This is a genomic window from Fictibacillus norfolkensis, assembly GCF_014836645.1.
Taxonomy (GTDB): domain Bacteria; phylum Bacillota; class Bacilli; order Bacillales; family Fictibacillaceae; genus Fictibacillus; species Fictibacillus norfolkensis.
In genome coordinates, this window is the sequence record NZ_JACSQM010000001.1 from 702,294 (window position 1) to 727,414 (window position 25,121).

The window sequence follows — 25,121 nt, forward strand, 5'->3', positions numbered from 1 at the left end:
GGTCATCTCATGCTTGAAGGAAAAATCATAAAATTCTATCGTGAACTTAGAAATATGACACAAAAAGAGCTCGGAGACGGAATTTGTTCAGGGACACATGTGAGTAAGATCGAACGTGGCCTGACTGAGGTTTCCGACGAAACGATCCAGTTTTTAGCCGACCGACTACAGATCGATATTCAAAATGAGATGAATTTGTACAGAAACGTGGAACTTCTCTTAAAAAAGTGGGAAGAAGCAATCATCATGAAGCTGGATGTTAAAACAGAAACCATTAAGAAGCAACTCGAACAGATTGCTTTGTTGCAGATTCCAGATTTTTATCGCACCCACACCCTTTTATTAACACGTTATTACATACTGACGGAACAGCAAGGGAAAGTAGAAACGCTTCTTCAAGAGATGGATAAGTGGACTGAACTCTCACATCGTGATAAAAGCATGCTTCTGCATATTAAAGGGATCTATGGACTTCAAATGAAGCATGATTATTACGAAGCGATCGATCTCTTAAAACAGGTCGATCCTACCTTCTACAACAACCCGGAATATTATTATCATATGGCCGTCGCTTATCACTCTACCAATTCTCGCGTGCTTTCGTATTATTACGCTAGCAAAGCACTTAGTTACTTTGAAAAATCGCACTGCTACGCTCGAGTGATTGAAACCGAAATGCTCATGTTAATTCAAATCGAACAAGAGCCAACTAGCGGCCCTCAAAACGAAAAATATATAGAACTGATCGAAATGTGTGAGAACTTCGGCTTGGAGAAACAAAAAGCGCTTCTTCTTCACAACTTCGGCTATCACTCGATCCTTCATGGCAATTTTGAAGATGCGTGTCAGTACTACAAAGAATCGATGCAGCTAAAAGATCCTAGCACTTCTAACTACTTAGGCTCTCTCGAGGGATATGTGAACGCGGCAACTCTTTTAGGAAAAGAACCTGCTACAAACATTCTTCAGCTCGCCGAAAGAGGGTTGAAAACAGCTCAAGAGAACGGAAGCACAACCTTTGTTCACTTCTTTCAGATGCATATCTATCGATTAAAAAAGCAAAACGACGAATATCATGACTACCTTGAAACAGAACTGTATCCACATCTTAAGAAACTAGGTTATGTTTTACCCGCTGAACACTATGAGATCATTCTGTTTGATTTTTATAATAAAAATGGCGATGTTTGCCGGGCGAATGAATATGCCAAATACATTGCGGACAAGAATCGACGTACGAATCAGTTTGTTTAAAAAAGTACATAAAGAAAGGAAGCCGTAGTGGGCTTCCTTTTTCGTTTTTTATGAAGGACGTCTCATCTGCACGACCTTATTTTCTTCTTCCATGGCGAGCTGTTCTTTCGCGAGCTTCTTCTTATAGACCACGCGTGACAGCATGATGCTGATCTCATAGAGGACAAGTAGTGGGATGACGACTAGGAAATCTGATACTAAGTCTGGCGGTGTGATCAAGACAGCAACGACCACAAGTCCGAAGTACGAGACTTTTCTAGCTTTTGTTAAGACGTGTGGATTTAAGATGCCAAGCGACGTTAGGAACATAACCACTAACGGAATCTCAAACAAAAAGCCGAACGGAAGCGTTAGATTCATCATGAACTTAAAGTATTTTTCTGAAGTGAAGAACGTTTGAAAGTGCCCTTCCGATAAGCTCAACAGAAAATTTAAAACCATTGGGTACACGATAAAATATCCGAATGATAAACCTAGTACAAATAAGAAAAATAGTGCTGGAATATAGGACAGCGTCACCTTCTGCTCTCTCTTACTCAATGCCGGTTTGATGAACATCCACGTCTGATGCGCGGCAACCGGAATGGTGAACGCGATCGCAATGACACCAGATATCATAAAATACACCCATAAAATCTCGCTTGGCCCAAGAACAGCAAGCTGCTGATCCAAATCACGAATCAGCCAGTCATAAATCGGCTGAACGTAGAAAAATGAAACAGAAAGAACGGTTATGAATACGGCGAGCGTGATAATAATACGTTTTCTAAGCTCACCAAGGTGTTCAACGAAGTACATATCTTCAGCTTTCATCACCATACAGCCTCCTTTCTTTAATTAGCGGTTCTGGTTTTCGAAATAATAACTCTCAAAACTTACATTCACTAATACGTGCTAGGGTATTCAGGGAATTATTTCGAGAAATTTTAATAATAATCCTAGAAATTTTGCCATTATTACGGCGAGTTTTCGATATAATCCGGCGAGTTTGGCACATTTATCGGCGAGTCTACAAAACTCGACTAGCATAAACGATTCAATACCCTCACCCCAACTTTACATTCAAACAAAAAGATGCGGACTCTAACCGCGCCCGCATCTTCCATTTTTCTTTATTTAGACTGCGGCTTTTCTTCTTTTTCATCCGAAGACATGAGGTCTTTTGCTGAGTTTTTGAACTCGCGAAGCGTGCTTCCGAATGCTCGTCCGATCTCTGGCAGTTTAGATGGTCCGAAAATAATAAGCGCAATGATTAAGATTAAGATCAAGCCTGGTACTCCGATGTTTGTGAAACCCATGTAGATCGCCTCCTCAAATTTTGGTGATCATTTGTGATTTTATTTTCTTGTCTCAAAAAATTAAAACTTGAAACCAGTAATAGCTACAACAGATGGACGTGGCGTGTTGCCACCTCGAACTTGCGGCCACGTGCTTGTAGGATTAGCTTTATCTTTCGTTTCTTCACCAGGGTGCTGAATACTTAGGAACAACGTTTTTTCGTTCGGGGTGAAAGATGGTCCTGTTAACTCTGCTTCTTTTGGAGCAGATGCAAACTGGAACGCCTCTCCTTTGTCACGGCCGATCGTAGGAATCATGAACATACCGTTGTTACCAAAGCTTGTCCACGCACCAGAATTCAGCTTACTTGAAGAAATATCAGTTACTGTCCAAAGGTTTGCATTTGAATCGAACGTTAGATTGTCTGGTGCACTGAATCCGCTTTGACGACCTCCTGCTGCAAAGATCTCAAATTCAAAGCTCTCTGCACCATGATCTTCGTCTTTTTCAAAAAAGCGTGTGATGTGACCGTGAATGTTGCCGTGTTTGTCGTTGTTCGTGTGTGCGATGAATACTGTCCCATCAAGTGGTGAAATCTCCACATCTTCCGGGCGATCTGTCGGTGTAGCGCCTAGAAGGATTGCAGCATCATGTGAGTTAACCACTACATCGCCCTGTGTTTTGAACTTTTCTAAAAGGTCAGCTTTCCCTGCTGCTTTTTCACGAACAGCTTCGATCGTTAATGGAAGCCATCTGCCGTTTGCAAGATCTGCTGCATAAAGTGTTCCCTCTTCTAAAAGCTTGCTGTTGTCTTTCCCTTTTGCTGCAGCATACTTGCCTTTACTCACAAACTTGTACACACAAGCATCCTTTTTGTCATCTCCCATATAAACAACGACTCGTCCATCGTTCGAGATTCCAACGCTTGCATTTTCATGGTTGAAGCGTCCAAGAGCCGTGTGCTTTCTTACTTTAAAGTTCGGGTTAAAAGGATCGACTTCAATCACCCAGCCATAATGCGTTTGATCGAGGTTAGCTGCTTTTGAAGTATCTTCGAAATTTTCTTCACACGATAATACGGTGTTCCATGGCGTACGTCCGCCAGAACAGTTTGCAAACGTTCCTTGTGCCGTAGTTGCACCGTTTACAGCTGACGTACCTTTCGCTGGGCCTGTTAGTACGAAAGGTGTAAGTCCTGTTACACGTCGTGCGTAAATCGAATTTTTTTCCATTACCCACTTGCCGTTCTTCACTTTCACTTCAATAATAGAACCGCCTTGATTGTAGAGCATCTTCTCGATCTGAGCAGGAGTATACTTATCGTTTACTTTTTCACCTTCTACATATAATGGGTTCGTATACTCATGATTTACCCATAGCAAACCATGTTCACTGGATTTGTCAATTGGAAAGTACATCGTAAAATCATTGTTGAATCCAAACGTGTCACCTTTTTTATTAATGACATCACCATAAGATGCAATCACTTCATATTTATATCCTTTTGGTAGAACAAGATCGTCTTTATCCGTTGGTGCGATCGGGTGAAACTTAAACCCTTTTTTACGAGGTTTCATGCGCATTAAGCTATCTGACTGAGCATTTGCTGTCTCTGATAAAGCACCTAACCCTGTAGTAGCTGCAGCAAGTGCCGTTGCGCCTGTACCCAAGTATGTTAAAAAGGTTCTTCTATCCAATGGCTTCTTTTCCATGTTATTTCCCCCTAGACCCATAAAATTGATGTTGCACCTATAAGAATACTGTCGAAATGTTAAGCCACTATGTAGAGGATTTAAACAAACGTTTAAGAATTTTTAGTTTTTTATAAAGTTGCGGCATCACCCGACATAAAATGAACATGGCTAACGATAGAACTTCCAAAGAGATACTTACCACATCAAACCTTTTAACTGGTGAAGATTTCTGTTATAGAAAATATAAGTTGGGAAAATAGGGAAATTTACTTTATACTAAAGTAGACAGATTTCCATGTTTTTTCCCAATACACATTCCAACTTGGATAGGTATAATTAACTAGAGAGCATTATTAGGAGTGAAACGATGCAGATAGAAGTGGGGAGTTTCGTTATTTATAACGGCCAGGAGTATCAAGTCGTTTGGATTTATGACAATGGAAACGTGGAGATCGTAACAGAGGGACAACCTAGAAAGATCGAGCTCGTACAAGAGGGAGATCTCACACACATACGATAAAAAACTTCCGGAAGCAAAAAGTCCGGAAGTTTTGTTTTTGTTTTTGTTTTTATTTTTATTCTTTTTTTTACTGAAGGTTGATTATTGATGTTTATATGCAAATCACTAAATTTTTTGTTCTTAACACCTCGACTAGTTGATTGTAGAGGAAGGTGTGAGACTCCTGCGGGACGAGTGGGCAGGTGGAGACCCTTAAAGGCGCAAAGCGGCAAGGGGCTCACCGCCCGCCCCGCGGAAAGCGAAGCACCTGGAGCGCAGATCAACCTCTCTCAAAAACCTCGAAGCATTACCAAACTAAAAAGTTTTTTTACAACTTAGACCTTAAATAAGAATCAATAAACGGCGTGATCTCGCCATCCATAACAGACTGCACATTACCAACCTCAGTATTCGTCCGGTGATCCTTCACAAGACTATAAGGATGGAAAACATAAGAGCGAATCTGACTTCCCCACCCGATCTCCTTCTGCTCACCACGAATTTCATTCAACTGTGCCTGCTGCTCTTCCAAACGGCGCTGCACCAATTTCGCCATCATCATCTTCATTGCACGCTCACGGTTCTTGATCTGCGAACGCTCTGTTTGACACGAAACGACCGTGTTCGTTGGAATGTGTGTCATACGAACAGCAGAGTCAGTCGTGTTAACGTGCTGACCACCTGCTCCAGACGCACGATACGTATCAATCTTAAGGTCCTCTGTACGGATCTCGATCTCCGTATCATCTGTGATCTCTGGCATCACTTCACACGAAACGAATGACGTGTGACGACGGCCTGAAGAATCGAACGGTGAGATACGAACAAGACGGTGAACCCCTTTTTCAGCCTTCAAATAGCCATAAGCATTATGACCTTTAATGCTAAGTGTTACAGATTTCACCCCTGCTTCGTCACCTGGTAAGTAATCGAGCGTTTCAACTTTATACCCTTGGCGCTCCGCATAACGGGTGTACATACGAAGCAGCATCGACGCCCAGTCTTGAGACTCAGTACCACCCGCCCCTGGGTGAAGTTCTAAGATCGCGTTGTTTTTATCATACGGTTCGTTCAATAAAAGCTGAAGCTCAAAATCATTCAGTTTCGTGATCAAGGTTTTAAGATCTTTTACAAGTTCTTTCTGAAGATCTTCGTCCGCTTCTTCTTTTACAAGCTCGTGTGCGATCTCTAGATCTTCATAAGCTGAAGCAAGCTCTTCAAACTCGTTCACTTGTTCTTTCAGCCCGTTCGCTTCATTAATTACGACTTGTGCGGCGTTCTGATCATCCCAAAACGTGGGTGCACTCATCTCTTCATCTAGTTCTGCGATACGCGCTTTCTTTGTATCGAGGTCAAAGAGACCCCCTAAAGTCGTTGATACGTTTTTCAATAACGTTTAATTCCTGTTTAACTTCTACTAAATCCATAGTCTTTGCACCTCATCTTATAGTTGTTCCATCTTTAAAATATGCGAACGCTGTTAAAATTAACCCTTATTAACGTCTGATTACAAGCGCAAAGAGAGCCTATAAAAAGACTCTCTTCACTCACGCAACTTCCTATTCTTGTTCAGCTCCGTGACATTGCTTGTATTTCTTTCCGCTTCCGCATGGACAAGGATCATTACGCTTGATGTCTTGTGCTTTACGAACCGGTTTCTTCTTTTTCGCTGTATCTTGTTTATCGCTAGGAACAACGGCTTTACCTTCAGCCACTTGTTCACGCTGCATGTTTTGCTCGATCTGAGATTTTAAGATATACGTTGTAACTTCCTCTTCGATTGCAGCAACCATCGCTTCAAACATCTCGAAGCCTTCGAACTGGTATTCACGCAAAGGATCGTTCTGACCGTATGCACGAAGGTGAATCCCTTGACGAAGCTGTTCCATCTGGTCGATGTGATCCATCCATTTGCTGTCAACTGAACGTAGGATTACTGCTTTTTCGAACTCTGCGATCTGTTCAGCAGGAAGCTGTGTTTCTTTTTCAGCAAACGCCGCGTGTACTTTCGCTTGAATCTTCTCGATAATCTCTTCACGATCTAGACCGAATAGATCTTTTTCTGTAAACGTCGGCTCTGTGAACATAACTGCATTCACGTAATCGGCGATTTCTTTCGTGTTCCACTCTTCTTGAACTTCCGCTTCAGGTGTATGAACGGTAACGATTCGCTCAAGTGTAGAATCGATCATACGAAGAACGATATCACTTAAGTTCTCAGCATCTAGCACTTCTTGACGCTGTGCATAGATGATTTCACGCTGTTGACGCATAACATCGTCATATTGTAAAAGCTGTTTACGAGCATCAAAGTTCGATCCCTCTACACGTTTTTGTGCAGATTCAACGGCTTTTGTAACCATTTTAGACTCGATCGGCGTCTCTTCATCCATGCCAAGACGCTCCATCATCGTCATCAAGTTGTCAGAACCGAATCGACGCATCAATTCATCTTCCATCGAGATGTAGAAACGAGATGAACCCGGATCTCCTTGACGACCCGCACGACCACGCAACTGGTTATCGATACGACGTGATTCGTGACGCTCAGTACCAAGGATGTGCAGTCCGCCAACTTCAATAACTCCTTCACCAAGCTTGATATCCGTACCACGACCAGCCATGTTCGTTGCGATCGTAACCATGCCAAGCTGACCAGCATTTTCGATGATCTCTGCTTCACGCTCATGGTTTTTCGCGTTCAACACGTTATGCTTGATCTTACGCTTCGTTAAAAGCTGTGAAAGGAGTTCAGAGGTTTCAACGGCAACCGTACCAACAAGGATCGGCTGTCCTGTTTTATGACGCTCTTCAATTTCAGCAGCAATCGCTTTGAACTTGCCCTGCATCGTTTTATAAATAAGATCTGCTCTGTCATCACGCGCGATCGGACGGTTCGTCGGAATACAGATAACATCCATGTTGTAGATGTTGCGGAATTCCTCTTCTTCCGTTTTCGCTGTACCGGTCATACCAGCAAGCTTATTGTACATACGGAAGTAGTTTTGGAATGTGATCGTCGCCAGTGTCATGCTCTCACGTTGAATCTCCAAACCTTCCTTCGCTTCGATCGCTTGGTGAAGACCATCGCTGTAACGACGACCAGCCATCAGACGTCCCGTGAACGGGTCAACGATAACGATTTCGCCATCTTGAACGACATAATCCACATCACGCTGCATGATGATGTTCGCTTTTAACGCTTGGTTAATATGGTGATTCAGTGTTACGTGCTGATAATCATATAAGTTATCGATCGAGAACATCTGCTCCGCTCTGTTGATACCTTCTTCAGAAAGCTGAACGTTCTTCGTCTTTTCATCTACTGTATAATCTGTTTCTTTTTTCAGCTGACGCACGAACATGTTCGCCATCTGATAGAGCTGTGTTGATTTTTGGGCAGAACCTGAAATGATCAACGGTGTACGCGCTTCGTCAATTAAAATCGAGTCAACCTCATCGACGATCGCATAGTTACGGCGCTGAACCATCTGTTCTTTATAAACAACCATGTTGTCACGCAGATAATCGAAGCCGAACTCATTGTTCGTACCATATGTGATATCTGCTGCGTACGCATCACGCTTCTCTTCTTTTGAAAGGTCAGATACGTTCAACCCAACACTTAAGCCTAAGAAATTGTATAGCGGCGACATGATCTCAGAGTCACGACTAGCTAAATATTCATTGACTGTAACAACGTGAGTACCTTTGCCATCTAGTGCGTTCAAATAAATAGGCATTGTCGCAACTAGCGTTTTACCTTCACCGGTTTTCATCTCTGCAATGTTACCTTCATGAAGCGCAACCGCACCCATAATCTGTACAGGATAATGACGCATGTTTAATACACGAGCTGATGCTTCACGCACAGTCGCAAACGCTTCAGGGAGAAGGTCATCCAGAGATTCCCCTTTTTCGATACGGCTCTTGAACTCAGCCGTTTTGTTCGCCAAAGCTTCATCATTTAAAGCCTTAAACTCTTCAGCTAACGTTTCCACTTTTTCCGCAATTCTCTCGTATCTATTCAACGTTCGGTCATTGGAACTTGGAAAAATCTTTTTCAAAATGCTAATCATCCGAATAACGCTCCCTGTTCTCGAAAATTATATACCACTTCTATTCTACCAGTTTGTGAAACGAGCCACAAGAAATCCCAAATCTTTTCATCGAAATTGTAGCATTCATCGTAAAGAAACTTCCTATATATGTGAAAAATTTGACACTTTCATAGAGACTGACGGACTAAATTTTGGTAAAATAATATAAAGATGGACGGGGGAGGTTCTGAATGGAAAACACAGATCTAGACAGGACAGATAACGCTGGGCAAGGACAAGAAGCGCAGCTGCAGCAAAATAAGCAGCGAAGTGAAAAAAGCAAAACGATCATTCTTACCCTCGCTCTCAGCTTCTTCATCATCGGTGGCCTTGGCACATGGGGATATTATTCACTGTTTGGTCCGAATTCTGCAGCGAGTGTAGATGCACCGTCTGACGAGGAATTAACGGACGCCGAAAAATCAAGTGGTACAGCTCTCTTCAAGCCAACCATAGAAGTTCCAAAGACCGAGATCCAAAGACGAATCAATGTGATTCATGAATTTTGGAACGGTGAGCTCGGCTATGATAAATGGTCGAAATATAACATAGACACACATACACCTGTATTAAATGAAATAGAGATCGATATACGGAATAAGATTCTGCCCTATGTTGCGGGTCCATTAAAGGCAGACATCGAGACCGCTCTTGATAAAATTGAGAAAAGTAAAAGTTCTGAGAGTGTAGAGCCACTAAAAGGCGTTCACCGCATTTTTCACGATCTCGATATATCGTTAAACGACTATAAAGCAAGTGATTATTGGGATGTGACGGAAACAGGTAAATGGATTGAGAAAGAAATAAAAGAATAGGTAGATTGGGCACTGTTCTCGTGGTATGCAGAGGGTGGTGTTTTTTTGTTTGTTAAAATGATGTGATATCGAGTCGTTTGAGTGTTGATTCGACTGAAGGATCCAGGAGATAGAAAGTGCTCTTTGTCGAACTTTCGATAAAAAATTTTATCCGTGAAATTATTGCTGTTATACGTGAATATATTGCAAATTACCGTGAATAAAAAGCAGTTATCCGTGAATATATTTACTGATGTATTTTTGAGGCAGACATAACAACTTTGTGTCCATCAGATACGTACTTTTTCCTATAGCTCACAAATTTATAGATGATTATTCTCTTTCACTTCGCACAAAAAAGAACTTCTCAACTTTGAGAAGTTCCCTGCATACATTTTTACGATTTTGCCGTCGTCATATAATGATCTTTCAACTGATCACGCAATGTCCGCTTTAAAAACTTACCAACGGAAGTTTTTGGAATCTCATCCATGAACACGATATCGTCTGGAATCCACCATTTCGCAAACTGCGGCCTCAAAAACTCCACAATATCTTCTTTTGGCACTTTACCTTTTGCCTCAGTCTTCAGCACGACACATGCGAGTGGTCGTTCCTGCCATTCTGGATGAGGAACAGCGATAACAGACGCTTCAAAAACATCCGGAAACGCCATGATCGCATTCTCTAGATCAACGGACGATATCCACTCACCCCCGCTCTTGATAAGGTCCTTCGTCCGATCGACGATCTTCACGAATCCTTCTTCATCCACCGTAACAACATCCCCGGTATGAAGCCAGCCATCATTGAACGTCCCTTCTGTTCGATCATCGTTGTAATATTCGTCCGCTATCCAGTTCGAACGCAGCAACAGCTCGCCCATCTCGTGGCCGTCCCACTTCACTTCCCCGTTCGCACCGATTACTTTCATCTCAACACCTTGAACGACATAACCTTGTTTTGCTTTATAATCAAATTTCGCTTCATCGTCCAGATCTGCTTGATACGTTTTCAGTCGCGTTGCGATTACAAGTGGACTCGTTTCTGTCATACCATAGGCGTGCATGAACGGGATATTATGTTTTTCCTCGAACGTTTTTATCATTCCTTTTGGTGCGGCAGATCCTCCACAAATAACCGCTCGAAGACTAGAAGTATCATAGGTGTTCTGTTCGAGTTCTTGAAGAAGCCCCATCCAGATCGTTGGTACACCTGCAGCAAAGGTTACTTTTTCCATCTCTATGAGCTCCGCTAAAAGCTGTGGCGTGAAGCGAGGTCCAGGCATCACTTGCTTCGAACCGAACCATGTTGCTGCATACGGAAGTCCCCAAGCATTAACGTGGAACATCGGCACAACCGGCATAAGAACATCACTTTCCGAAACAGAACCTCCATCAGCAAGTCCCAGTGACATTGAGTGAAGCACGGTCGAACGGTGCGTGTACGTTACGCCTTTTGGGTTTCCTGTCGTGGCAGATGTATAGCACATTCCGACTGGATCGTTCTCATCGATATCCTGTGGAAATTCGTAAGCTGGATCGCCCGCTTCTATTAGTTTTTCATAATGATAGAGAGGCTGAAGCGGCGATTGCGGCAGCTCGTCTTCATCGGTCATCAATATATACGCTTTTACATTAGGAATATGGTCTTTAAGAGCTTCAACAAGAGGTAGGATGTCCTGATCTACGAACAAGATCTGGTCATCGGCGTGATTGATAATGTATGCAATATGCTGAGGGGAAAGTCGGATATTGATCGTGTGAAGAACAGCTTCAACACCTGGAATGGCGAAATAGGCTTCTAGATGACGGTGGTGGTTCCATGCAAGTGTTCCAACCCGCTCACCTTTTTGAACACCAAGGCGTTTTAGCGCGCTCGAAAGCCTGCGTGTTCGCTCACCAATCTCCCGGTAGCTGAACTTCCTGATCCCGGACATGGTGCGGCTCGTTACTTCCTTTTTCGCAAAATACCGCTCCGCATGCTCTAGCATACTCGTAACTCGAAAAGGCACATTCATCATCATAACTACTTCTCCTCCTTAAATAGTAAACATAGTCATTAGTGTAAGCGTTTTCTTGTTACTCAACTAGTTCCCCTTACCTACTTCAAAATCCTGCTGTTAAATCAGATTAGAGTGAAACAAAACGAAGAAAAACACGAAAAATATTTTCCAGCTGAAAAAAGTTTGAAATTTCATCCAGAAATTGCGATACACTTATTAAAAAACGGCATAAAAAGGAGTGTTTCTTATGCCTGATTGGTCTTATCATACCTTTTTCAAACCGCTTCTGTTTCGCCTGAAATCAGAAACAAGCCGTGATCTCACTTTACATACGATGAACACCCTCGCCAAACTGCACTTTGGTGATAAAGTCATACAATTTTTCGGCCATATGCAGCCAAGTAAAGAATTAGAACAGAAGCTTGCGGGGATCACCTTTCCTTCACCTGTTGGGATAAGTGGTGCATTAGACCCTCATCTGAATGGGACTCAAGCATTCACCAACCTTGGTTTTGGTTTTATTGAAGTAGGACCGATTACCGTTATGCCGCAAAAATCCGGAAAACCGATAATACGGAATTTGGTTAAAGAAACGCTTGTGTATGAACACCTTCAAGAAAATCTGGGTTTGGAAGCTGCACTTATAAAACTTCAATCTATGAAAAGTGTGACAATACCACTAGGGATATTGATTAAGGCAGAAACATTACAGGATTACGAGAAGCTGGTTCAAAAACTCGATGAATATGCTGCTTTCTTTATTATCGATGTGCAAGGCGCGTCCTATTTAGAACGTATTCGGGGATTTACATTAAAACCTCTTGTGCTAGAACTTAATCATCAAAAAGTGAAGTCTGTTACGGAAGATGTTGCTGTAGATGGATTTATCATTCGTGAAGGGATTATAAGTGATGAAGGCATTGAACTCGGACAGATGGAGATGCATCATTTAAAAGAAAGTATTCAACAGCTTTTACCTTATAACAAGCCGATCATTGCTTCTGGTGGCGTGCATGAACCGGGTGATGCGATGGAACTTTTTCGTGAAGGAGCTTCTCTCGTTCAACTGCATAGCGGATTTGTTTATTCCGGACCAGGTCTTCCGAAACGCATCAACGAACGAATTTCATTTGAACAACAGCCAATCTCTAAGCCAGCTGAACAAACAGGTTGGATCTCCTTTTTCCTGATGGGACTTGGCGTTTTCATCGCAGGCACCATCGCTTTAATCATCGGATTAACAGAAGTTCTTCTAGCGTATGATGAACAATATTTAGGTATACAAAAAGAAGAGATTCAAGTATTCAACCATCACCTGTTTCATTTCATGTCTCATGACCGGATTTGTCTGGCAGGTGTTATGATCTCGGCAGGTTTCATGTTCATGCAGCTTTCGTATCACGGGATTCGAAAAGGTGAACATTGGGCAAGAAAATCCTATGTGATTGCTGCAGCGCTTGGTTTCTTAAACATCTTTTACTTTATGGGCTTCGGCTATTTTGACAAGCTTCACTTTGTCTATTATTTAATCATCCTTCCCTTTTTTCTTTATGGGCTTTATCGATCTCGAAACCTCACTACGGGATCAAAAGGGTTAAATCTCTATAACACGCTTTCATGGAAAAGAAGCCAGTTTGGACAAAGCTTATTTGTGATAACAGGTATGTGCTTGCTCTCTGCAGGAATCGTGATTTCCATCATCGGAATGAACGGAGTTTTTGTGAAAGAAGACTTAATGTTCTTCGCACTTACACCTGAACAAATCACTGCCTTCAACGATAAGTTAATTCCGTTAATTGCACACGATCGCGCTGGATTTGGCGGTGCTTTGATCTCAGAAGGATTTCTATTGTTAACCATTTCGTTGTGGGGATATCGTGAAGGATCAAAATGGGTGTGGTGGACACTGGCGCTCGGCGGTTTGCCAGGATTTCTAACAGGCGTTGGTACACATTTTATGATTGGTTACGACAACCACTTTCATCTTTCACCCGCTTACTTATTGTTTGTTTTCTATTTCGTAGGCTTGGTTTACTCTTATGGTTATTTAAATCGCTGTGGTGAAACTCAGTTGAGAGATGTTTCTGTATCTAAAGTAGAAAAAGTGTAGACGTGGAGTCTGCACTTTTTTCATTTTGCTTCTGTTTGTTTTTGAAGGTGAATCGCTTTTTTTATAGCGAGGATCGTTCCTAAATGAAGACCTTCATGATAAAACGTGCGGGGCAGCACTTCCGCAAAAGTGTTCATGCCTAGTTCAGTTGGTTCATCTAATTCTTGCTGTAGACGATGACCAAATTGCTCCTCAATCACTTGAACCTGCTCCATCAAACGGTGACGAAGCTCTTGAAGCGTTGGAGGCGTCTGCTGCCAATTCTCTGGCTTCGTTCCATAACCGAATAACTCTCGATAATGAATCGGCGCTGGATTATCTTCACGGACCTTATGATACAGCCAATCGTACTGATCTAAAAATATATGCCCCAAGTTCCAACGAATGTTGTTGTTGAAACCCTCGGGAATAAAATCTGCTTCCTCCTCATTGAGGCCTTCTACAGCGCTTAACGTGTTATGACGAAACGCTGCGAGTTGTTTTAACAGAATATCGTTTTTCATGGTTAGTGGCTCCTTCATTTTGAGTATATCGGCAAGAATCCATTTTTATCGGCGAGTTTCAAATTATATCGACGAAATTTTAATTTTATCGGCAACCTTACTTTCCAAACTTAAAACACACCCCAAAAGTGTCATGGGGTGTGTAGTCTAGTTTTGTATATGTTAGTTCATTCCTGCAATCAGGCCATATTTGCCGTCTTTACGTCTGTACACGACGTTCATCTCACCAGATTCAGCGTTGTTATAAACGAAGAAGTTATGGCCGAGCAAGCCCATTTGTAGAATGGCTTCCTCTGTGTCCATTGGTTTCAGATCGAAACGCTTTTCACGTACAATCTCGAAATCGTCCTCTTCCTCTAACAGTGCCGTTGATACGCCTTCTGTACCGTTAGCAAACATGTGCTTTGTGCCTTCAGCATTTCTAAATTTACGGTTTACTTTTGTTTTGTGTTTTCGAATTTGACGCTCTAATTTTTCTACCACCAAATCAATCGCAGCGTATAAATCCAAATGACGTTCCTCTGCACGAAGCAGCAGGCCCTTCATCGGTATCGTAACCTCAATAGATTGTTCATTGTTGTACACCTTTAGATTGACGTGTACTTCAGAGTTTGGAGTTTCGTTAAAGTATTTTGTGAGTTTCGTCACCTTTTTCTCAACGTAAGCCCTAATGGCTTCAGTCACCTCGATGTTTTCTCCACGAATGTTAAAATGCATAACTTAACTCCTCCTTTCGGTGATGTATATATATTTCGATATACCCCAAAAGAATTCCTCCGTAACATTTAAAATATTTTGACAATATTTTTACACTATCGACAAATTCTTTACAATGGTTAAAAACCTTATAAGACCGGGCAAAGATTCGTTCAGCCACGATTCAAAAAAATATTTTCACGAAACAAAATTTCCGTTTCTTTTATTTACCAATTCAGATTTAATGTAAAAAAAAATAAATTTGACTTACATTCTGTTAGTTTCAAACTATGTGGTATACTAGGAAGTAACCTTTAAAGCTTTAAACTTTTTACAATACCTGTTCCATCCCCCTACTTGATTCTTGAGTGGGGTTTTTTTATGTATTTTTTAGACAAATAAAAAAACAGGCTCTAAAGAGAACCTGTTTTGGTATAACGAAGCTTATGCTTTTTGAACGTTAGCAGCTTGAGCGCCACGAGCACCTTGCTCAACTTCGAAAGTTACTTTTTGACCTTCGTCTAAAGATTTGAAACCATCAGATTGGATAGCTGAGAAATGTACGAATACATCGTCTCCGTTTTCGCGCTCGATGAATCCGAAACCTTTTTCTGCGTTAAACCATTTTACTGTACCTTGTTCCATGTTTGTTGCCTCCTAGTGCGTTACCACACGATATATTGCTACTCTTGCCCAAAGTATTGCTAAAGAAGAAAAGTCGAAACTCATACAATCTTTTACGCCGAACAAAAATAATCTATCACCATCATAACAGGGATTGCGAAATGATGCAAACTAATCATTCATATTATGAAATATTTTCTAGAAATGAAAACCCGCCTGCCTGAACAGACGGGATTAAAAGTATGGTCATAGTACCTTGAATTATAGTTTAGTTACGTTTGCCGCTTGAGGCCCACGAGCTCCATCTACAATATCAAACTCGACTTGCTGACCTTCGTCAAGGCTTTTGAATCCGTCAGTGTTGATTGCAGAGAAGTGTACGAACACATCGTCTCCGTCTTCGCGCTCAATAAATCCAAAACCTTTTTCTGCGTTAAACCATTTTACTTTTCCTAACATGTTTCACAATCCCTTCATCATGCGAATCTTTGTATAGATTTTCTATACACTTTATAGTATGACATATACCCAAAAAAGTTGTCAAAGGCTTAAGATTGGCGAAAAATGAGAAGTTTTGTCGAAAAATCCCCGTGTCTCGATATGCATAAATATACAATATAAACTCAAAACATTCACTATAATAACATGAAAAACATTTTATGAAGAAATATCCTATTACTCCAGATTATTCATTGTCTATTACGGTACAGTTGATATCCGGTAACAATACCATTACAAAATTTGATATAAGGTTCTTACTTAGTTCCCATTCTGTTACATTTGCTGATGTGATTTATTTGCCAGTTTAAATCAAACAATCATAAATTTAACATGTAATGAGGGATTTTATATGATAAAAGAATGGAACTTATTACGAGTTATTGCATGCTTATCAATTGTTTTCTTGCATAGCACATCTCAAATAGGATTAGCCACAGGGTTCCCAGAAACAGAATACTACCAATTGTTAAGAACCATACTATGTTATGCAACTCCTACATTTATCGTATTATCTGAAATCATTTTAGCTAATCGATATCCAGATCAGTTGCCAGAAAAATTTTGGACGAAACGACTAAAATGGATTTTTGCTCCATATGTTTCTTTTGCGATAATTGACGCATTAGTTAGTTACAAACTAAACCCTAGTACAATTGATTTAAAACAAATGATTCTAAACAACATTTTCTTAGGGCAATTTGAGGGATATTTTATTCTTATCATCTTTCAATTCTATGTCTTACATTATTTTGTAACTAAATATAAAATTTCTATAAATGCATTGATTCCAGTAAGTATTCTTTTAATGATTTTCCATTTTGAAATTCTGAACGGGACTTTTGCTTTCGTACAAGAAAATATGGGTGTATTAAAAATCCCATTCACAGCATGGTTTGGGTATTTTACAATTGCCTATGTTATTGGAAAGCATTACAAAAAAGTATCAGCACTTCTTTATAAACACAAATGGCTAACCCTAGTTGGTGTTATAATTTCATTGTTTGGTGTATTTATCTTTTTCAAAGCAGGATATACTAGCGTTGGTTCACGAAGAATAGATTTATTGCCACTATCAATTGCTATCAGTGCAGCTGTTATTGCATGGGGACAACTCATTAAAAACTTTAAAATCATTAATATCATCAGCAATTATTCATTTGGAATTTATTTAATTCATTGGCAAATTCAACGATATTTTGGAAGTGACATCGCTCAATTATTCGATAGTACATTTTCAAGGGTAATTGCCCTATTTTTCATATCTTTAGTGGCTTCCATGGCAATCATTAAAATTGTGTCAATGTTGCCATTCGGCTCATATGTAATCGGAAATGTAAAAAGAAAGCAATCTCAATTAAAAACTTTACAACAAAAAGTAGCGTAATAATAAAACCCCAAAAGAATTAATCTTTTGGGGTTTTATTTTACATCTGTGAAACCATCTGTGCGAGCTTTGCACAAACAATGGCTCCATATGTTCCAACAATGTTACCGAGTAACCCCATTAAAAGGCCGACTGGTGCAAGCGCTGGTTGGAAGACAGAAGCTACAACAGGTGCAGAGCTTGTTCCACCGATGTTTCCTTGTGATCCTACCGCAACGAAGAACATAGGTGAACGTAATAACCTTGCTGCTCCAAACAAGAAAAGAATATGGATGGCAAGCCATACGATACCCATTAAGATATATTGAGGTGCTTCCACCACATAGATCAGATTCGCTTTTGCCCCGATTGTTGCTAGCAATAGATAGATCCCAGCGTACCCTACTATACTCGCTCCGTAATTTTCAAGTTCACGAACTTTTGTAAAAGATAGCACGATACCAATCGCAGAGATGATCATGATTGTCCAAGTAGCAGTGTTTAGAATATCTCCTTGTGGCAGCTTCTCAGAAAACTTCCCTACTATAAACGCTAAACCAAAACCAAGGCCAAGAATCGCAAGCAATTGCGGAACGGCGATCGGACGAGCATTCTTTTTCTCAAGCTCACCAACCTGCTTGTTCACTTCTCCAATGATGCGGTTATCGGCTTTGTTCCACTTGTCAAAACGAGCTTGGTACCCAGCAAGTGCGATCATGATACCCATCCAGCTGTATCCAACAACCGTATCAACAACGATGATCGGTGACAGAATATGTTCTGGCGTGTCCACTGCTTCAACGAGCGCTGCCATATTCGCAGAGCCCCCGATCCAGCTTCCAGCTAATGCAGCTACACCTGTCCAAGCATCCTCTGGTAAGTACGGCTGGAAGATCGCGAGCGCGATTGGTCCACCAACGATTACCCCTACCGTTCCCGCTAAAAACATGAGGATTGCTTTCGGTCCAAGTTTGAGTGTCGCTTTTACATTGATAGATAAAAGCAATAACAGCAGTCCAACCGGAAGTATGTAAGCGGAAACAAAACTGTATAAATCAGAACTTGAAGGTATGATGCCAAGAGTCGTTGAGATCATCGGCAAAAAATACGTCCAGATCAATGGCGGCGCATAGTGGAAAAACTTCCGTAGAATGTGGTTTTTGGATTCGCCCAAGATGAATACGAAGCCAACTAGTGCTACTAGATAAGCAAAAATCGCCATCGGTTCTTGAATGAGCGGTCCATTCGATGTTGCAAACATATCCCTATTCCCCCTTAAAATAACTTGAGTGACAAGTATACACTAAAAAGTCACCATTACCTGTATAGTCCTTCAATTGCAAAGAGTGGGAATAGTAGCAACTTTTTTATACTTCTAATCGGAGCTTGGCCACATATAATGCACTATACAGCGTAGGAACATTAAACAGTTGTTTAAAAGGAGGCAATGGACGTTGCTGCAAATGATTGAAAAAGTCGTACTAGCTATGGCAGCCATTCGTATTTTATCCGGTACCCTTGAGATTACAGCAGCACTATTCATGCTGCACTATAATACGGTAGAACGAGCACTCGTTATCAATTCCCTGCTTTCCATCATCGGTCCGATCATCTTTTTCTCAACGATGACGCTTGGAATCTATGGATTATCAACGAAATTATCATTCGGTAGCTTAATCTGGATCATGTTAGGCGTCGTTTGTATTGTTTATGGAATTAAGAGATAGCCGTTTTAAAATAAAAGGAGCACTAAAACCTGTACCCAGACAAATAGGTCAGAAACTCTTTTTGTTTACCATGATTGTACTTCGTTAACGCATAGGTATGAGCATCTGGAATGTCCACTGAATAACAGTCCACCTCTAGCAATCGTCCTTCTAACAGCTCTCTTCTTACGGTTGATAGAGGTAAGAACGAGATTCCTAACCCTTCCGCAATAAAGCGTTTTGTTATGTGAATCTGAGACACCTTCATCATCCGAACGCCGGGATAACGGGATTTCACACGTCTGCAAAGATCATCCCAATATCCTGGATGGTTATGGGTCAGCAGGTAGTTTGAGAGCAGCACTTCTTTTTCATCCAGCGGCGGAGCTGCTTCGAAATCCAGCCCATCATGCGGTGCTACTAATACGATCTTGTCTTGATAAAGCATCTGACTCGTAATCTCAGCATGTGAACTTCCTAAACAAGAAAGCCCAAGGTCCACATCTTCGTTTAATACCGCTCTCTCAATATCTTCTGAATCAATAATTTTTATCGAAATCTCCACATCGGGATTGGCTTTTACATACCGTTTCAAAACAGAAGGCAGAATCGTATCGGCTATAAGCGGTGAGATTCCGATACAAAGCTTCGTATCATAGCCTTGCTGAAACGCATTTAGATCCTCTAGTCCACTTTCATACACTTCCATCAGTTTTCTCGCATGCTGCAGATACCTTCTCCCTTCCGCCGTCAGCTTCACTCTTCTGCCATCTCGTAAAAATAATGCCATCCCTAATTCTGATTCCAACATTTTAATATGTACTGAAACAGAGGGCTGAGAAACATGAAGGATTTCAGACGTTCTTCTAAAATTTTCGCATTCTGCCGCAGTGATAAAAGTTTGTAGCCAAGAGAACTCCATCTTTCTTCAATCCCTTCTGATTAATTTTTCTTATTAAATCAATTAAAAACAATTAATATCATAAATCAATTTTATTCTATACAATGATACTAAATAATGGAAGGAGTGAAAACTATGATACAAAAAGGACTTAAAGGAATCGTTGCAGCGGAGACAGCGATCAGTCATATTGATGGTACAGAGGGCAAGCTAATCTACAGAGGTTATGAGATTGGGGACCTTACTTCACGTTTTTCGTTTGAAGAAGTAGCCCACCTTCTTTGGTTCGGTGAACTTCCTGACGATGAACAATTACAAAATCTCAAAAGCGAACTTATAAGAAATCGTGAGCTTCCTCTTCATATAAATAGCATCCTAGACCACCTGCCTACAGACATGGATATGATGAGTGTAATCCGAACGGCCATTTCTTCTGAAGGTGTCTACAGTTATGGATGGAAGCCAACCGTTTCTCAAGCCATTCGGTTAACGAGTCTTGTTCCGACAGTCATTTGCTATTGGACACGGCTTTTGGATAGTAAGCCTTTTGTTGAGCCGTCGAAAGAGTTAAGTCATGTTGAAAACTATCTATATATGCTTACAGGTGAAATACCGAGCAAAGCCCACACACTAGCACTTGAAACGTACATGATCTTAACGCTCGAGCATGGCATGAACGCCTCTACTTTTTCTGCTCGGGTTACAGCATCGACCGAATCGGATATGGTTTCAGCCGCAACATCTGCGATCGGCACGATGAAAGGACCTCTTCATGGCGGAGCACCTTCAGCGGTTATCGATTTGCTAGACGAAATTAGAGAAGCTGGAAGTGCTGAACAAGTGATACGAGGGAAGTTGGAGAATGGAGAGAAGCTCATGGGATTCGGTCACCGTGTTTATAAAACACACGATCCACGAGCTGTTGCGCTAAAAGCAAAACTTTTAGAGTTGGTCGGTGAAGATGAGTGGTTAGATCTCGCTCTACAAGTAGAAACAACGGCGATCGCGTTGCTCGAGGAATACAAACCAGGTAGAGCGTTGTATACGAACGTTGAATTTTACGCCACAGCGATTATGAAGGCGATCGAACTAGATCCTGCTTTATTCACCCCTACCTTTACAGCAAGCCGAATGGTCGGTTGGACGGCTCACATTTTAGAACAATCAGAAGACAACACGATTTACCGTCCACAATCCGTATATACAGGAAAGTTTCACGATAAAGTTACAAGTAACGAATAGCCATTCCATATAGAAGCATCTCTAAACTCAGTGGTAGAATTAGAAGTAAGAACCCTTTGAGAAAGAGGTGCTTTTTCATGATTCTAAAATCAATTCTATACAGAAAAGATACGAAACAAGAAGGATATCCATTTCAACTTCCGCTTCTTAAATCCTTAGAGTCTCTTCACTTTCAGAAACCTGTCACCATCTTAGTAGGTGAAAATGGAACAGGGAAATCAACGTTGCTCGAGGCAATCGCAGATCAAGCCGGTTCTGTTCAGATCAATCGGTCAGAAAAAGAGAACGCCGCCATCAAAAAATTAGCCAAGCAGTTAAAATTGACGTGGAGTGTGAAAACAAAAAAAGGACTCTTTCTAAACGCAGAAGACTTTGTTAGCTTTGTGAGGCGTGCAGCAGAAATGAAGGAAACGGCGCTACAAGAATTAGCAAACATCAAAGTGGAGTACAAAGACAAGTCTGCATATGCCAAGAGTCTCGCTTCCCTCCCTCACAATCGAACGCTCGCTGAACTCAAGGAACTTTATAATGATGGTCTCGAGTTTCGGTCACATGGAGAACGTTTTTTAGATTTCTTTCAATCACGCTTTCGCCCGAACGGCTTATATATTCTCGACGAGCCTGAAGTACCGCTTTCCCCTATGAAACAGTTAAGTTTTATATCGATGTTAAAAGAGATGGAGCAACAAAACGCACAGTTCATTATCGCGACTCATTCACCCATCTTAATGGCCTATCCCGGTGCAGAAATCATCAGTCTCGATTCCTTGCCACCCACTCCAACTCTTTACGAGAATTTAGAACATGTGCAGATTACGAAAAGCTTTTTGGAGAGTCCAGAGAGGTATTTGAGGCATTTGTGATAGAGGTAGCCACTTTAGGTATTTAAGAATTCTTGATATGTTTCATTTTTTCTTGATATCCTTATTGGTTTTCTTGATATCTTACCTCCAACTCTTGATATGAGGCGTACTATTCTTGATATAAGCAGCACTTTTCTTGATATAATGGGTTCCACTTAAAAAAGCACTCCGCTGATCCACAGCAAGTGCCTTTTCGTTAATTCTTTTTATCAAAATACATTCCATCCACTGAAACCGACTGATACGGGTTCGCATAATGGGTGTTTTTTTCTTTCTTTTTCTTCATCGTCGAAAGATTGTGCTTGATCTCTTCAAACTGCCGCGTTAAAAGTGGATCAATCGTCTCATTCATCTTTACGATCAAACGTCCCATCCGCTGTTCGTCTTCCGAGTACGTGCCAGGTAAGTTGCTGATTGTTGCTTGACGCTGATCGAGTAATTCATTTAACCGCTCGATATACGATTCACGCTCTTCTTTCGGCAGACCTGCGCTCACGTGATCATACAGATTCTTCGTGATCTCGAGCAGAATTTTTACGACAGGCATTACACGCGCCCTGTCTCGCCATGCTGCATGCGGCGATTGATCTGAATCACTTCTTTCCATGTATTGCGGAAATCTAGCACATAGTCTTCCACTTCATCCAAGATCTTCACGTCATTTTGAATGTTTGCTTCAATCAGACGACGATTGATGTAATCGTACATCGTCATCAGTGACTTCGATACTTCAAGGTCCATATTCAGCGTTACCATCAACTCTTGAATGATCTTTTGCGCTTTTAAAAGGTTCGTATTCTTTTGTTCTGTATTCTTAAGCTCGATCCCCGTTCGTGCGAGACCGATAAATTTTAAACATCCGTTATAGAGCATGAGCGTCAACTCGCCGGGAGACGCCGTTTGGACTGAGTTATTTTGATACGCCTTGTTTGCGTTAAGTATGGACATGTAAAGGTAACACTCCTTTTTGGTATAAAATTACTGTCCGCCGCCAAACTGCTGCATTAAGTAAGCTGATTGCTGATTTGAGCGTTGAATGGCTGACTCCATGGCTGAGAACTGGCGCCAATAGCGGTCTTCCACTTGCTTCAAACGATCTTCGAAAGCTGAGATACGCTTGTCTACATCCGTTAACTCTTTACCTAGTGTAAACTGAGCATTTGTACGAAGCGCGTTCCCTGCTTTTAGTTCGATCTTGTCGACGGTCTGATCGATCGAGGCACGCAGTTTTTTTGCAATGCCTTCCACGTTATTCGCACTATCACCAGTGAACATCTTCATAACCGCTTCGGGATTCGCAGCTAATGCTTCTCTTAACTTCTTGTCATCGATCTCTAATTTCCCTTTGTCGAGGTAGTTACGGGAAGTCGTGATTCCGATCTCAGAAAGCTGATCATATTTCGTGTCTCCTGTGTTAACAGAAGCGTATAGAACTGAACGCATCGTGTTCAAGCCACTTGAGAGAATAGAATCTCCACGCAGCATCCCGCTCTTCGCTTTCTCATCCCACAGTTCCGCTTCTTTTTCAGATAAGTCTTTGCGCTGTGCATCTGTTAGAGGAGGAAAATCACGGTACTTTGTTTCAGCAGTCTTTTTATTGATCGCTTCAATCGTTTCGTTGTATTTTTTTACAAAGTCTTTGATTGAAGTGATTACACCTTCAGTATCTGTAGTTGAACTGATGGTAGATTCTCCAACTGCTTTTAATGAATAGTTAACGCCGCTGATTGTGAAGTTGTTGGATGGTCGTTTAATATCTGTTACTCCATTAAGATTGAAGGTTGCGTCTTTGCCATCAACTGCAGGAGTAGCTTCCAATAATTGAGCACTTGTTCCACTCAGCATGGAACCAAATCCAATACTACTAAAAAAGTTTACTGTGGCCGTATCTTCAAGAGAGAGCTTAGAACCTGATCCTGTTAAGTTATTTGATATTGCAAACTTCCCAGTAGATTCATCATAAAATGCAGACATATCTAAACCAGCTTCAGAAAACTTCTTTGCCACAGACTCTAACGTATCTTTTGTTGGGTCAATCAAAATTGTTTTTACCGCTTCAAACGCTGCATTCCCTGGTTTCTGAACTCTAAATTTCAGTTCAATGGGTGTCGTTCCAAATGATGCACTCACATCTTTTAACAAATCGGTACCCTTTGCATTTACGCCGGTATCTAATATTGGTGCAGACACCCAGTTTCTTGCTGTTGCCAGCTGAGTAACCTTAATGTTAGACGTAATATTAGAAGCACTTCCCGCTGCAGTTGCAGTTACCGCATTTGGATTCGTGCTTGTTACCGTCTTCTTATTAAACGTCCCTTGAAGAGCGATTCCGTCTAGAACGAAACGATCGAGATCGGTCAGCAGCTTATTCATTGAACGATAATCATCACGCTGCCACTCTAGCGTTGTTTTCTTTTGCGCTAGTTTATCGAGTGGGATACGCTCTGCTTTCATTAAGTCGCCAACAATCGTATCGATATCCATTCCGCTCGCTAATCCGCCAATTCTCATACTCACGGTTCATCACCGTCCCTAAATTTTTTTATCTACAAAAATACCCATAAAATCAATCATATCCGCATACATGTCAAGGAACTTTTTGTTTGGAATCTCCTTGAGCACCTCTTGTGTCACTTCATCCACGACCTGAACGTAATAGTCGTTCAACTTCTCGTGAAGCACAAATTTAGAAGAAGTGTGTGCTGGCTTTAACATATCGTTCATCGCATGAATCACTTTTTCTAGTGATTCTTTCGCTGGTTTACTCTGTACTGAAGCTTCGGCTTGAGTTGTTTGTTCTGGTTGGTTTTGGCTTTTAAGCACAGGCTCAGACTTTTGAAATACAGGAGAACTAATCGATTGCAGTTCCACCTTCATCGCCCCTTTTATTTTCTCTAAAATTTATATCGGATTCTTCAAAAAATTGTTGAGGAAGAGTAAAGAAAGAAGTTCAGAAAAAAAATTTATTACAATTCTATGAAACTACTC

24 protein-coding genes are annotated in these 25,121 nt (G+C 41.2%); 8 read left to right on the forward strand and 16 right to left on the reverse strand.

Annotated features, from left to right (window positions below; genetic code table 11):
* The first annotated feature begins 9 nt into the window (after positions 1 to 9).
* On the forward strand, positions 10 to 1,254 hold the full coding sequence (locus H9648_RS03440) for a helix-turn-helix domain-containing protein (protein ID WP_191752472.1): 1,245 nt from the start codon (positions 10 to 12) through the stop codon (positions 1,252 to 1,254).
* A 48-nt stretch (positions 1,255 to 1,302) separates the two neighbouring features.
* On the opposite strand, the gene tatC is transcribed toward H9648_RS03440, so the two are convergent.
* The 3 genes from tatC to H9648_RS03455 form a co-directional block, all read right to left on the reverse strand.
* The gene (gene tatC, locus H9648_RS03445; protein WP_191752474.1) at positions 1,303 to 2,067 is read right to left on the reverse strand and encodes a twin-arginine translocase subunit TatC; all 765 of its coding nucleotides are present in this window, start codon (positions 2,065 to 2,067) and stop codon (positions 1,303 to 1,305) included.
* A gap of 299 nt (positions 2,068 to 2,366) precedes the next feature.
* Positions 2,367 to 2,552 carry a twin-arginine translocase TatA/TatE family subunit gene (gene tatA / locus H9648_RS03450; RefSeq protein ID WP_066245439.1) on the reverse strand — a complete coding sequence of 62 codons (186 nt, stop codon included), beginning with the start codon at positions 2,550 to 2,552 and terminating at the stop codon, positions 2,367 to 2,369.
* Between the two features lie 60 nt (positions 2,553 to 2,612).
* Positions 2,613 to 4,244, reverse strand: a complete 1,632-nt coding sequence (locus tag H9648_RS03455) for a PhoX family protein (protein WP_191752476.1) — start codon at positions 4,242 to 4,244, stop codon at positions 2,613 to 2,615.
* Between the two features lie 349 nt (positions 4,245 to 4,593).
* Here H9648_RS03455 and H9648_RS03460 point away from each other — a divergent pair, with 349 nt between their 5' ends.
* Positions 4,594 to 4,746 (forward strand): hypothetical protein, encoded by a 153-nt coding sequence (locus tag H9648_RS03460; protein WP_191752478.1) that lies wholly within the window; start codon positions 4,594 to 4,596, stop codon positions 4,744 to 4,746.
* Positions 4,747 to 5,053: 307 nt separating this feature from the next.
* On the opposite strand, the gene prfB is transcribed toward H9648_RS03460, so the two are convergent.
* A protein-coding gene (prfB, locus tag H9648_RS03465) for a peptide chain release factor 2 (RefSeq protein WP_225218695.1) occupies positions 5,054 to 6,152 on the reverse strand; the annotation gives its coding sequence in 2 pieces (ribosomal slippage) (positions 5,054 to 6,088 and positions 6,090 to 6,152; 1,098 coding nt in all).
* Positions 6,153 to 6,284: 132 nt separating this feature from the next.
* Positions 6,285 to 8,804 carry a preprotein translocase subunit SecA gene (secA, locus tag H9648_RS03470; protein ID WP_191752482.1) on the reverse strand — a complete coding sequence of 840 codons (2,520 nt, stop codon included), beginning with the start codon at positions 8,802 to 8,804 and terminating at the stop codon, positions 6,285 to 6,287.
* A 212-nt stretch (positions 8,805 to 9,016) separates the two neighbouring features.
* On the opposite strand from secA, the gene H9648_RS03475 reads away from it, so the two are divergent.
* On the forward strand, positions 9,017 to 9,640 hold the full coding sequence (locus H9648_RS03475) for a hypothetical protein (RefSeq protein WP_191752484.1): 624 nt from the start codon (positions 9,017 to 9,019) through the stop codon (positions 9,638 to 9,640).
* Positions 9,641 to 10,016: 376 nt separating this feature from the next.
* Here H9648_RS03475 and H9648_RS03480 read toward each other — a convergent pair whose 3' ends face one another.
* The gene (locus tag H9648_RS03480; RefSeq protein WP_191752486.1) at positions 10,017 to 11,645 is read right to left on the reverse strand and encodes a long-chain fatty acid--CoA ligase; all 1,629 of its coding nucleotides are present in this window, start codon (positions 11,643 to 11,645) and stop codon (positions 10,017 to 10,019) included.
* 226 nt (positions 11,646 to 11,871) lie between these two features.
* Between H9648_RS03480 and H9648_RS03485 the strand changes: the two genes are divergently transcribed.
* Entirely contained in the window at positions 11,872 to 13,734 is a 1,863-nt protein-coding gene (locus H9648_RS03485) for a beta/alpha barrel domain-containing protein (RefSeq protein ID WP_191752488.1), read from the forward strand.
* Positions 13,735 to 13,754: 20 nt separating this feature from the next.
* On the opposite strand, the gene H9648_RS03490 is transcribed toward H9648_RS03485, so the two are convergent.
* The 4 genes from H9648_RS03490 to H9648_RS03505 all read right to left on the reverse strand — a co-directional run bounded on the left by H9648_RS03490 (position 13,755) and on the right by H9648_RS03505 (position 16,016).
* The gene (locus H9648_RS03490; protein WP_225218696.1) at positions 13,755 to 14,237 is read right to left on the reverse strand and encodes a DinB family protein; all 483 of its coding nucleotides are present in this window, start codon (positions 14,235 to 14,237) and stop codon (positions 13,755 to 13,757) included.
* Positions 14,238 to 14,399: 162 nt separating this feature from the next.
* Positions 14,400 to 14,954: a ribosome hibernation-promoting factor, HPF/YfiA family gene (gene hpf, locus H9648_RS03495; RefSeq protein ID WP_191752492.1), complete on the reverse strand. Its 555-nt coding sequence runs from the start codon at positions 14,952 to 14,954 to the stop codon at positions 14,400 to 14,402.
* A gap of 423 nt (positions 14,955 to 15,377) precedes the next feature.
* On the reverse strand, positions 15,378 to 15,578 hold the full coding sequence (gene cspC / locus H9648_RS03500) for a cold shock protein CspC (protein WP_066397937.1): 201 nt from the start codon (positions 15,576 to 15,578) through the stop codon (positions 15,378 to 15,380).
* Between the two features lie 240 nt (positions 15,579 to 15,818).
* Positions 15,819 to 16,016 carry a cold shock domain-containing protein gene (locus tag H9648_RS03505; protein WP_066245425.1) on the reverse strand — a complete coding sequence of 66 codons (198 nt, stop codon included), beginning with the start codon at positions 16,014 to 16,016 and terminating at the stop codon, positions 15,819 to 15,821.
* A 391-nt stretch (positions 16,017 to 16,407) separates the two neighbouring features.
* Between H9648_RS03505 and H9648_RS03510 the strand changes: the two genes are divergently transcribed.
* The gene (locus H9648_RS03510; RefSeq protein ID WP_191752494.1) at positions 16,408 to 17,442 is read left to right on the forward strand and encodes an acyltransferase family protein; all 1,035 of its coding nucleotides are present in this window, start codon (positions 16,408 to 16,410) and stop codon (positions 17,440 to 17,442) included.
* Between the two features lie 40 nt (positions 17,443 to 17,482).
* Here the strand turns inward: H9648_RS03510 and H9648_RS03515 are convergent, their stop codons facing one another.
* A complete protein-coding gene (locus H9648_RS03515) occupies positions 17,483 to 18,682 on the reverse strand; it encodes a DUF819 family protein (RefSeq protein ID WP_191752496.1) in 1,200 nt (399 codons plus the stop codon).
* Positions 18,683 to 18,884: 202 nt separating this feature from the next.
* Here H9648_RS03515 and H9648_RS03520 point away from each other — a divergent pair, with 202 nt between their 5' ends.
* On the forward strand, positions 18,885 to 19,148 hold the full coding sequence (locus H9648_RS03520; RefSeq protein WP_171005664.1) for a YqhV family protein: 264 nt from the start codon (positions 18,885 to 18,887) through the stop codon (positions 19,146 to 19,148).
* 22 nt (positions 19,149 to 19,170) lie between these two features.
* On the opposite strand, the gene H9648_RS03525 is transcribed toward H9648_RS03520, so the two are convergent.
* Positions 19,171 to 20,049: a LysR family transcriptional regulator gene (locus H9648_RS03525; RefSeq protein WP_191752497.1), complete on the reverse strand. Its 879-nt coding sequence runs from the start codon at positions 20,047 to 20,049 to the stop codon at positions 19,171 to 19,173.
* Between the two features lie 114 nt (positions 20,050 to 20,163).
* Between H9648_RS03525 and H9648_RS03530 the strand changes: the two genes are divergently transcribed.
* On the forward strand, positions 20,164 to 21,270 hold the full coding sequence (locus H9648_RS03530; RefSeq protein ID WP_191752499.1) for a citrate synthase/methylcitrate synthase: 1,107 nt from the start codon (positions 20,164 to 20,166) through the stop codon (positions 21,268 to 21,270).
* 77 nt (positions 21,271 to 21,347) lie between these two features.
* Positions 21,348 to 22,133 (forward strand): AAA family ATPase, encoded by a 786-nt coding sequence (locus H9648_RS03535; protein WP_191752501.1) that lies wholly within the window; start codon positions 21,348 to 21,350, stop codon positions 22,131 to 22,133.
* Between the two features lie 196 nt (positions 22,134 to 22,329).
* Here H9648_RS03535 and fliT read toward each other — a convergent pair whose 3' ends face one another.
* Genes fliT through flaG form a run of 4 tightly spaced genes read right to left on the reverse strand, consistent with a single transcriptional unit; the run spans position 22,330 to position 25,004 of the window.
* Positions 22,330 to 22,680: a flagellar protein FliT gene (gene fliT, locus H9648_RS03540; RefSeq protein ID WP_191752503.1), complete on the reverse strand. Its 351-nt coding sequence runs from the start codon at positions 22,678 to 22,680 to the stop codon at positions 22,330 to 22,332.
* The gene (gene fliS / locus H9648_RS03545) at positions 22,680 to 23,081 is read right to left on the reverse strand and encodes a flagellar export chaperone FliS (protein WP_066397945.1); all 402 of its coding nucleotides are present in this window, start codon (positions 23,079 to 23,081) and stop codon (positions 22,680 to 22,682) included. The genes fliT and fliS overlap by 1 nt, the downstream gene beginning before the upstream one ends.
* Before the next feature lie 30 nt (positions 23,082 to 23,111).
* Positions 23,112 to 24,644 carry a flagellar hook-associated protein 2 gene (locus H9648_RS03550; RefSeq protein ID WP_191752678.1) on the reverse strand — a complete coding sequence of 511 codons (1,533 nt, stop codon included), beginning with the start codon at positions 24,642 to 24,644 and terminating at the stop codon, positions 23,112 to 23,114.
* A gap of 21 nt (positions 24,645 to 24,665) precedes the next feature.
* The gene (gene flaG / locus H9648_RS03555; protein ID WP_318243474.1) at positions 24,666 to 25,004 is read right to left on the reverse strand and encodes a flagellar protein FlaG; all 339 of its coding nucleotides are present in this window, start codon (positions 25,002 to 25,004) and stop codon (positions 24,666 to 24,668) included.
* Positions 25,005 to 25,121: the final 117 nt, after the last annotated feature.

Bases quoted from the DNA above. Each gene is read 5' to 3' on its own strand.
- hpf (WP_191752492.1), bottom strand. From the start codon at position 14,954: ATGCATTTTAACATTCGTGGAGAAAACATCGAGGTGACTGAAGCCATT.
- H9648_RS03475 (WP_191752484.1), top strand. From the start codon at position 9,017: ATGGAAAACACAGATCTAGACAGGACAGATAACGCTGGGCAAGGACAA.
- cspC (WP_066397937.1), bottom strand. From the start codon at position 15,578: ATGGAACAAGGTACAGTAAAATGGTTTAACGCAGAAAAAGGTTTCGGA.
- H9648_RS03515 (WP_191752496.1), bottom strand. From the start codon at position 18,682: ATGTTTGCAACATCGAATGGACCGCTCATTCAAGAACCGATGGCGATT.
- H9648_RS03480 (WP_191752486.1), bottom strand. From the start codon at position 11,645: ATGATGATGAATGTGCCTTTTCGAGTTACGAGTATGCTAGAGCATGCG.
- tatC (WP_191752474.1), bottom strand. From the start codon at position 2,067: ATGAAAGCTGAAGATATGTACTTCGTTGAACACCTTGGTGAGCTTAGA.
- tatA (WP_066245439.1), bottom strand. From the start codon at position 2,552: ATGGGTTTCACAAACATCGGAGTACCAGGCTTGATCTTAATCTTAATC.
- H9648_RS03530 (WP_191752499.1), top strand. From the start codon at position 20,164: ATGATACAAAAAGGACTTAAAGGAATCGTTGCAGCGGAGACAGCGATC.
- H9648_RS03505 (WP_066245425.1), bottom strand. From the start codon at position 16,016: ATGTTAGGAAAAGTAAAATGGTTTAACGCAGAAAAAGGTTTTGGATTT.
- H9648_RS03440 (WP_191752472.1), top strand. From the start codon at position 10: ATGCTTGAAGGAAAAATCATAAAATTCTATCGTGAACTTAGAAATATG.
- H9648_RS03485 (WP_191752488.1), top strand. From the start codon at position 11,872: ATGCCTGATTGGTCTTATCATACCTTTTTCAAACCGCTTCTGTTTCGC.
- secA (WP_191752482.1), bottom strand. From the start codon at position 8,804: ATGATTAGCATTTTGAAAAAGATTTTTCCAAGTTCCAATGACCGAACG.
- H9648_RS03490 (WP_225218696.1), bottom strand. From the start codon at position 14,237: ATGAAAAACGATATTCTGTTAAAACAACTCGCAGCGTTTCGTCATAAC.
- fliT (WP_191752503.1), bottom strand. From the start codon at position 22,680: ATGCCTGTCGTAAAAATTCTGCTCGAGATCACGAAGAATCTGTATGAT.
- H9648_RS03525 (WP_191752497.1), bottom strand. From the start codon at position 20,049: ATGGAGTTCTCTTGGCTACAAACTTTTATCACTGCGGCAGAATGCGAA.
- H9648_RS03550 (WP_191752678.1), bottom strand. From the start codon at position 24,644: ATGAGAATTGGCGGATTAGCGAGCGGAATGGATATCGATACGATTGTT.
- H9648_RS03510 (WP_191752494.1), top strand. From the start codon at position 16,408: ATGATAAAAGAATGGAACTTATTACGAGTTATTGCATGCTTATCAATT.
- H9648_RS03520 (WP_171005664.1), top strand. From the start codon at position 18,885: ATGATTGAAAAAGTCGTACTAGCTATGGCAGCCATTCGTATTTTATCC.
- H9648_RS03455 (WP_191752476.1), bottom strand. From the start codon at position 4,244: ATGGAAAAGAAGCCATTGGATAGAAGAACCTTTTTAACATACTTGGGT.
- H9648_RS03460 (WP_191752478.1), top strand. From the start codon at position 4,594: ATGCAGATAGAAGTGGGGAGTTTCGTTATTTATAACGGCCAGGAGTAT.
- fliS (WP_066397945.1), bottom strand. From the start codon at position 23,081: ATGTCCATACTTAACGCAAACAAGGCGTATCAAAATAACTCAGTCCAA.
- H9648_RS03535 (WP_191752501.1), top strand. From the start codon at position 21,348: ATGATTCTAAAATCAATTCTATACAGAAAAGATACGAAACAAGAAGGA.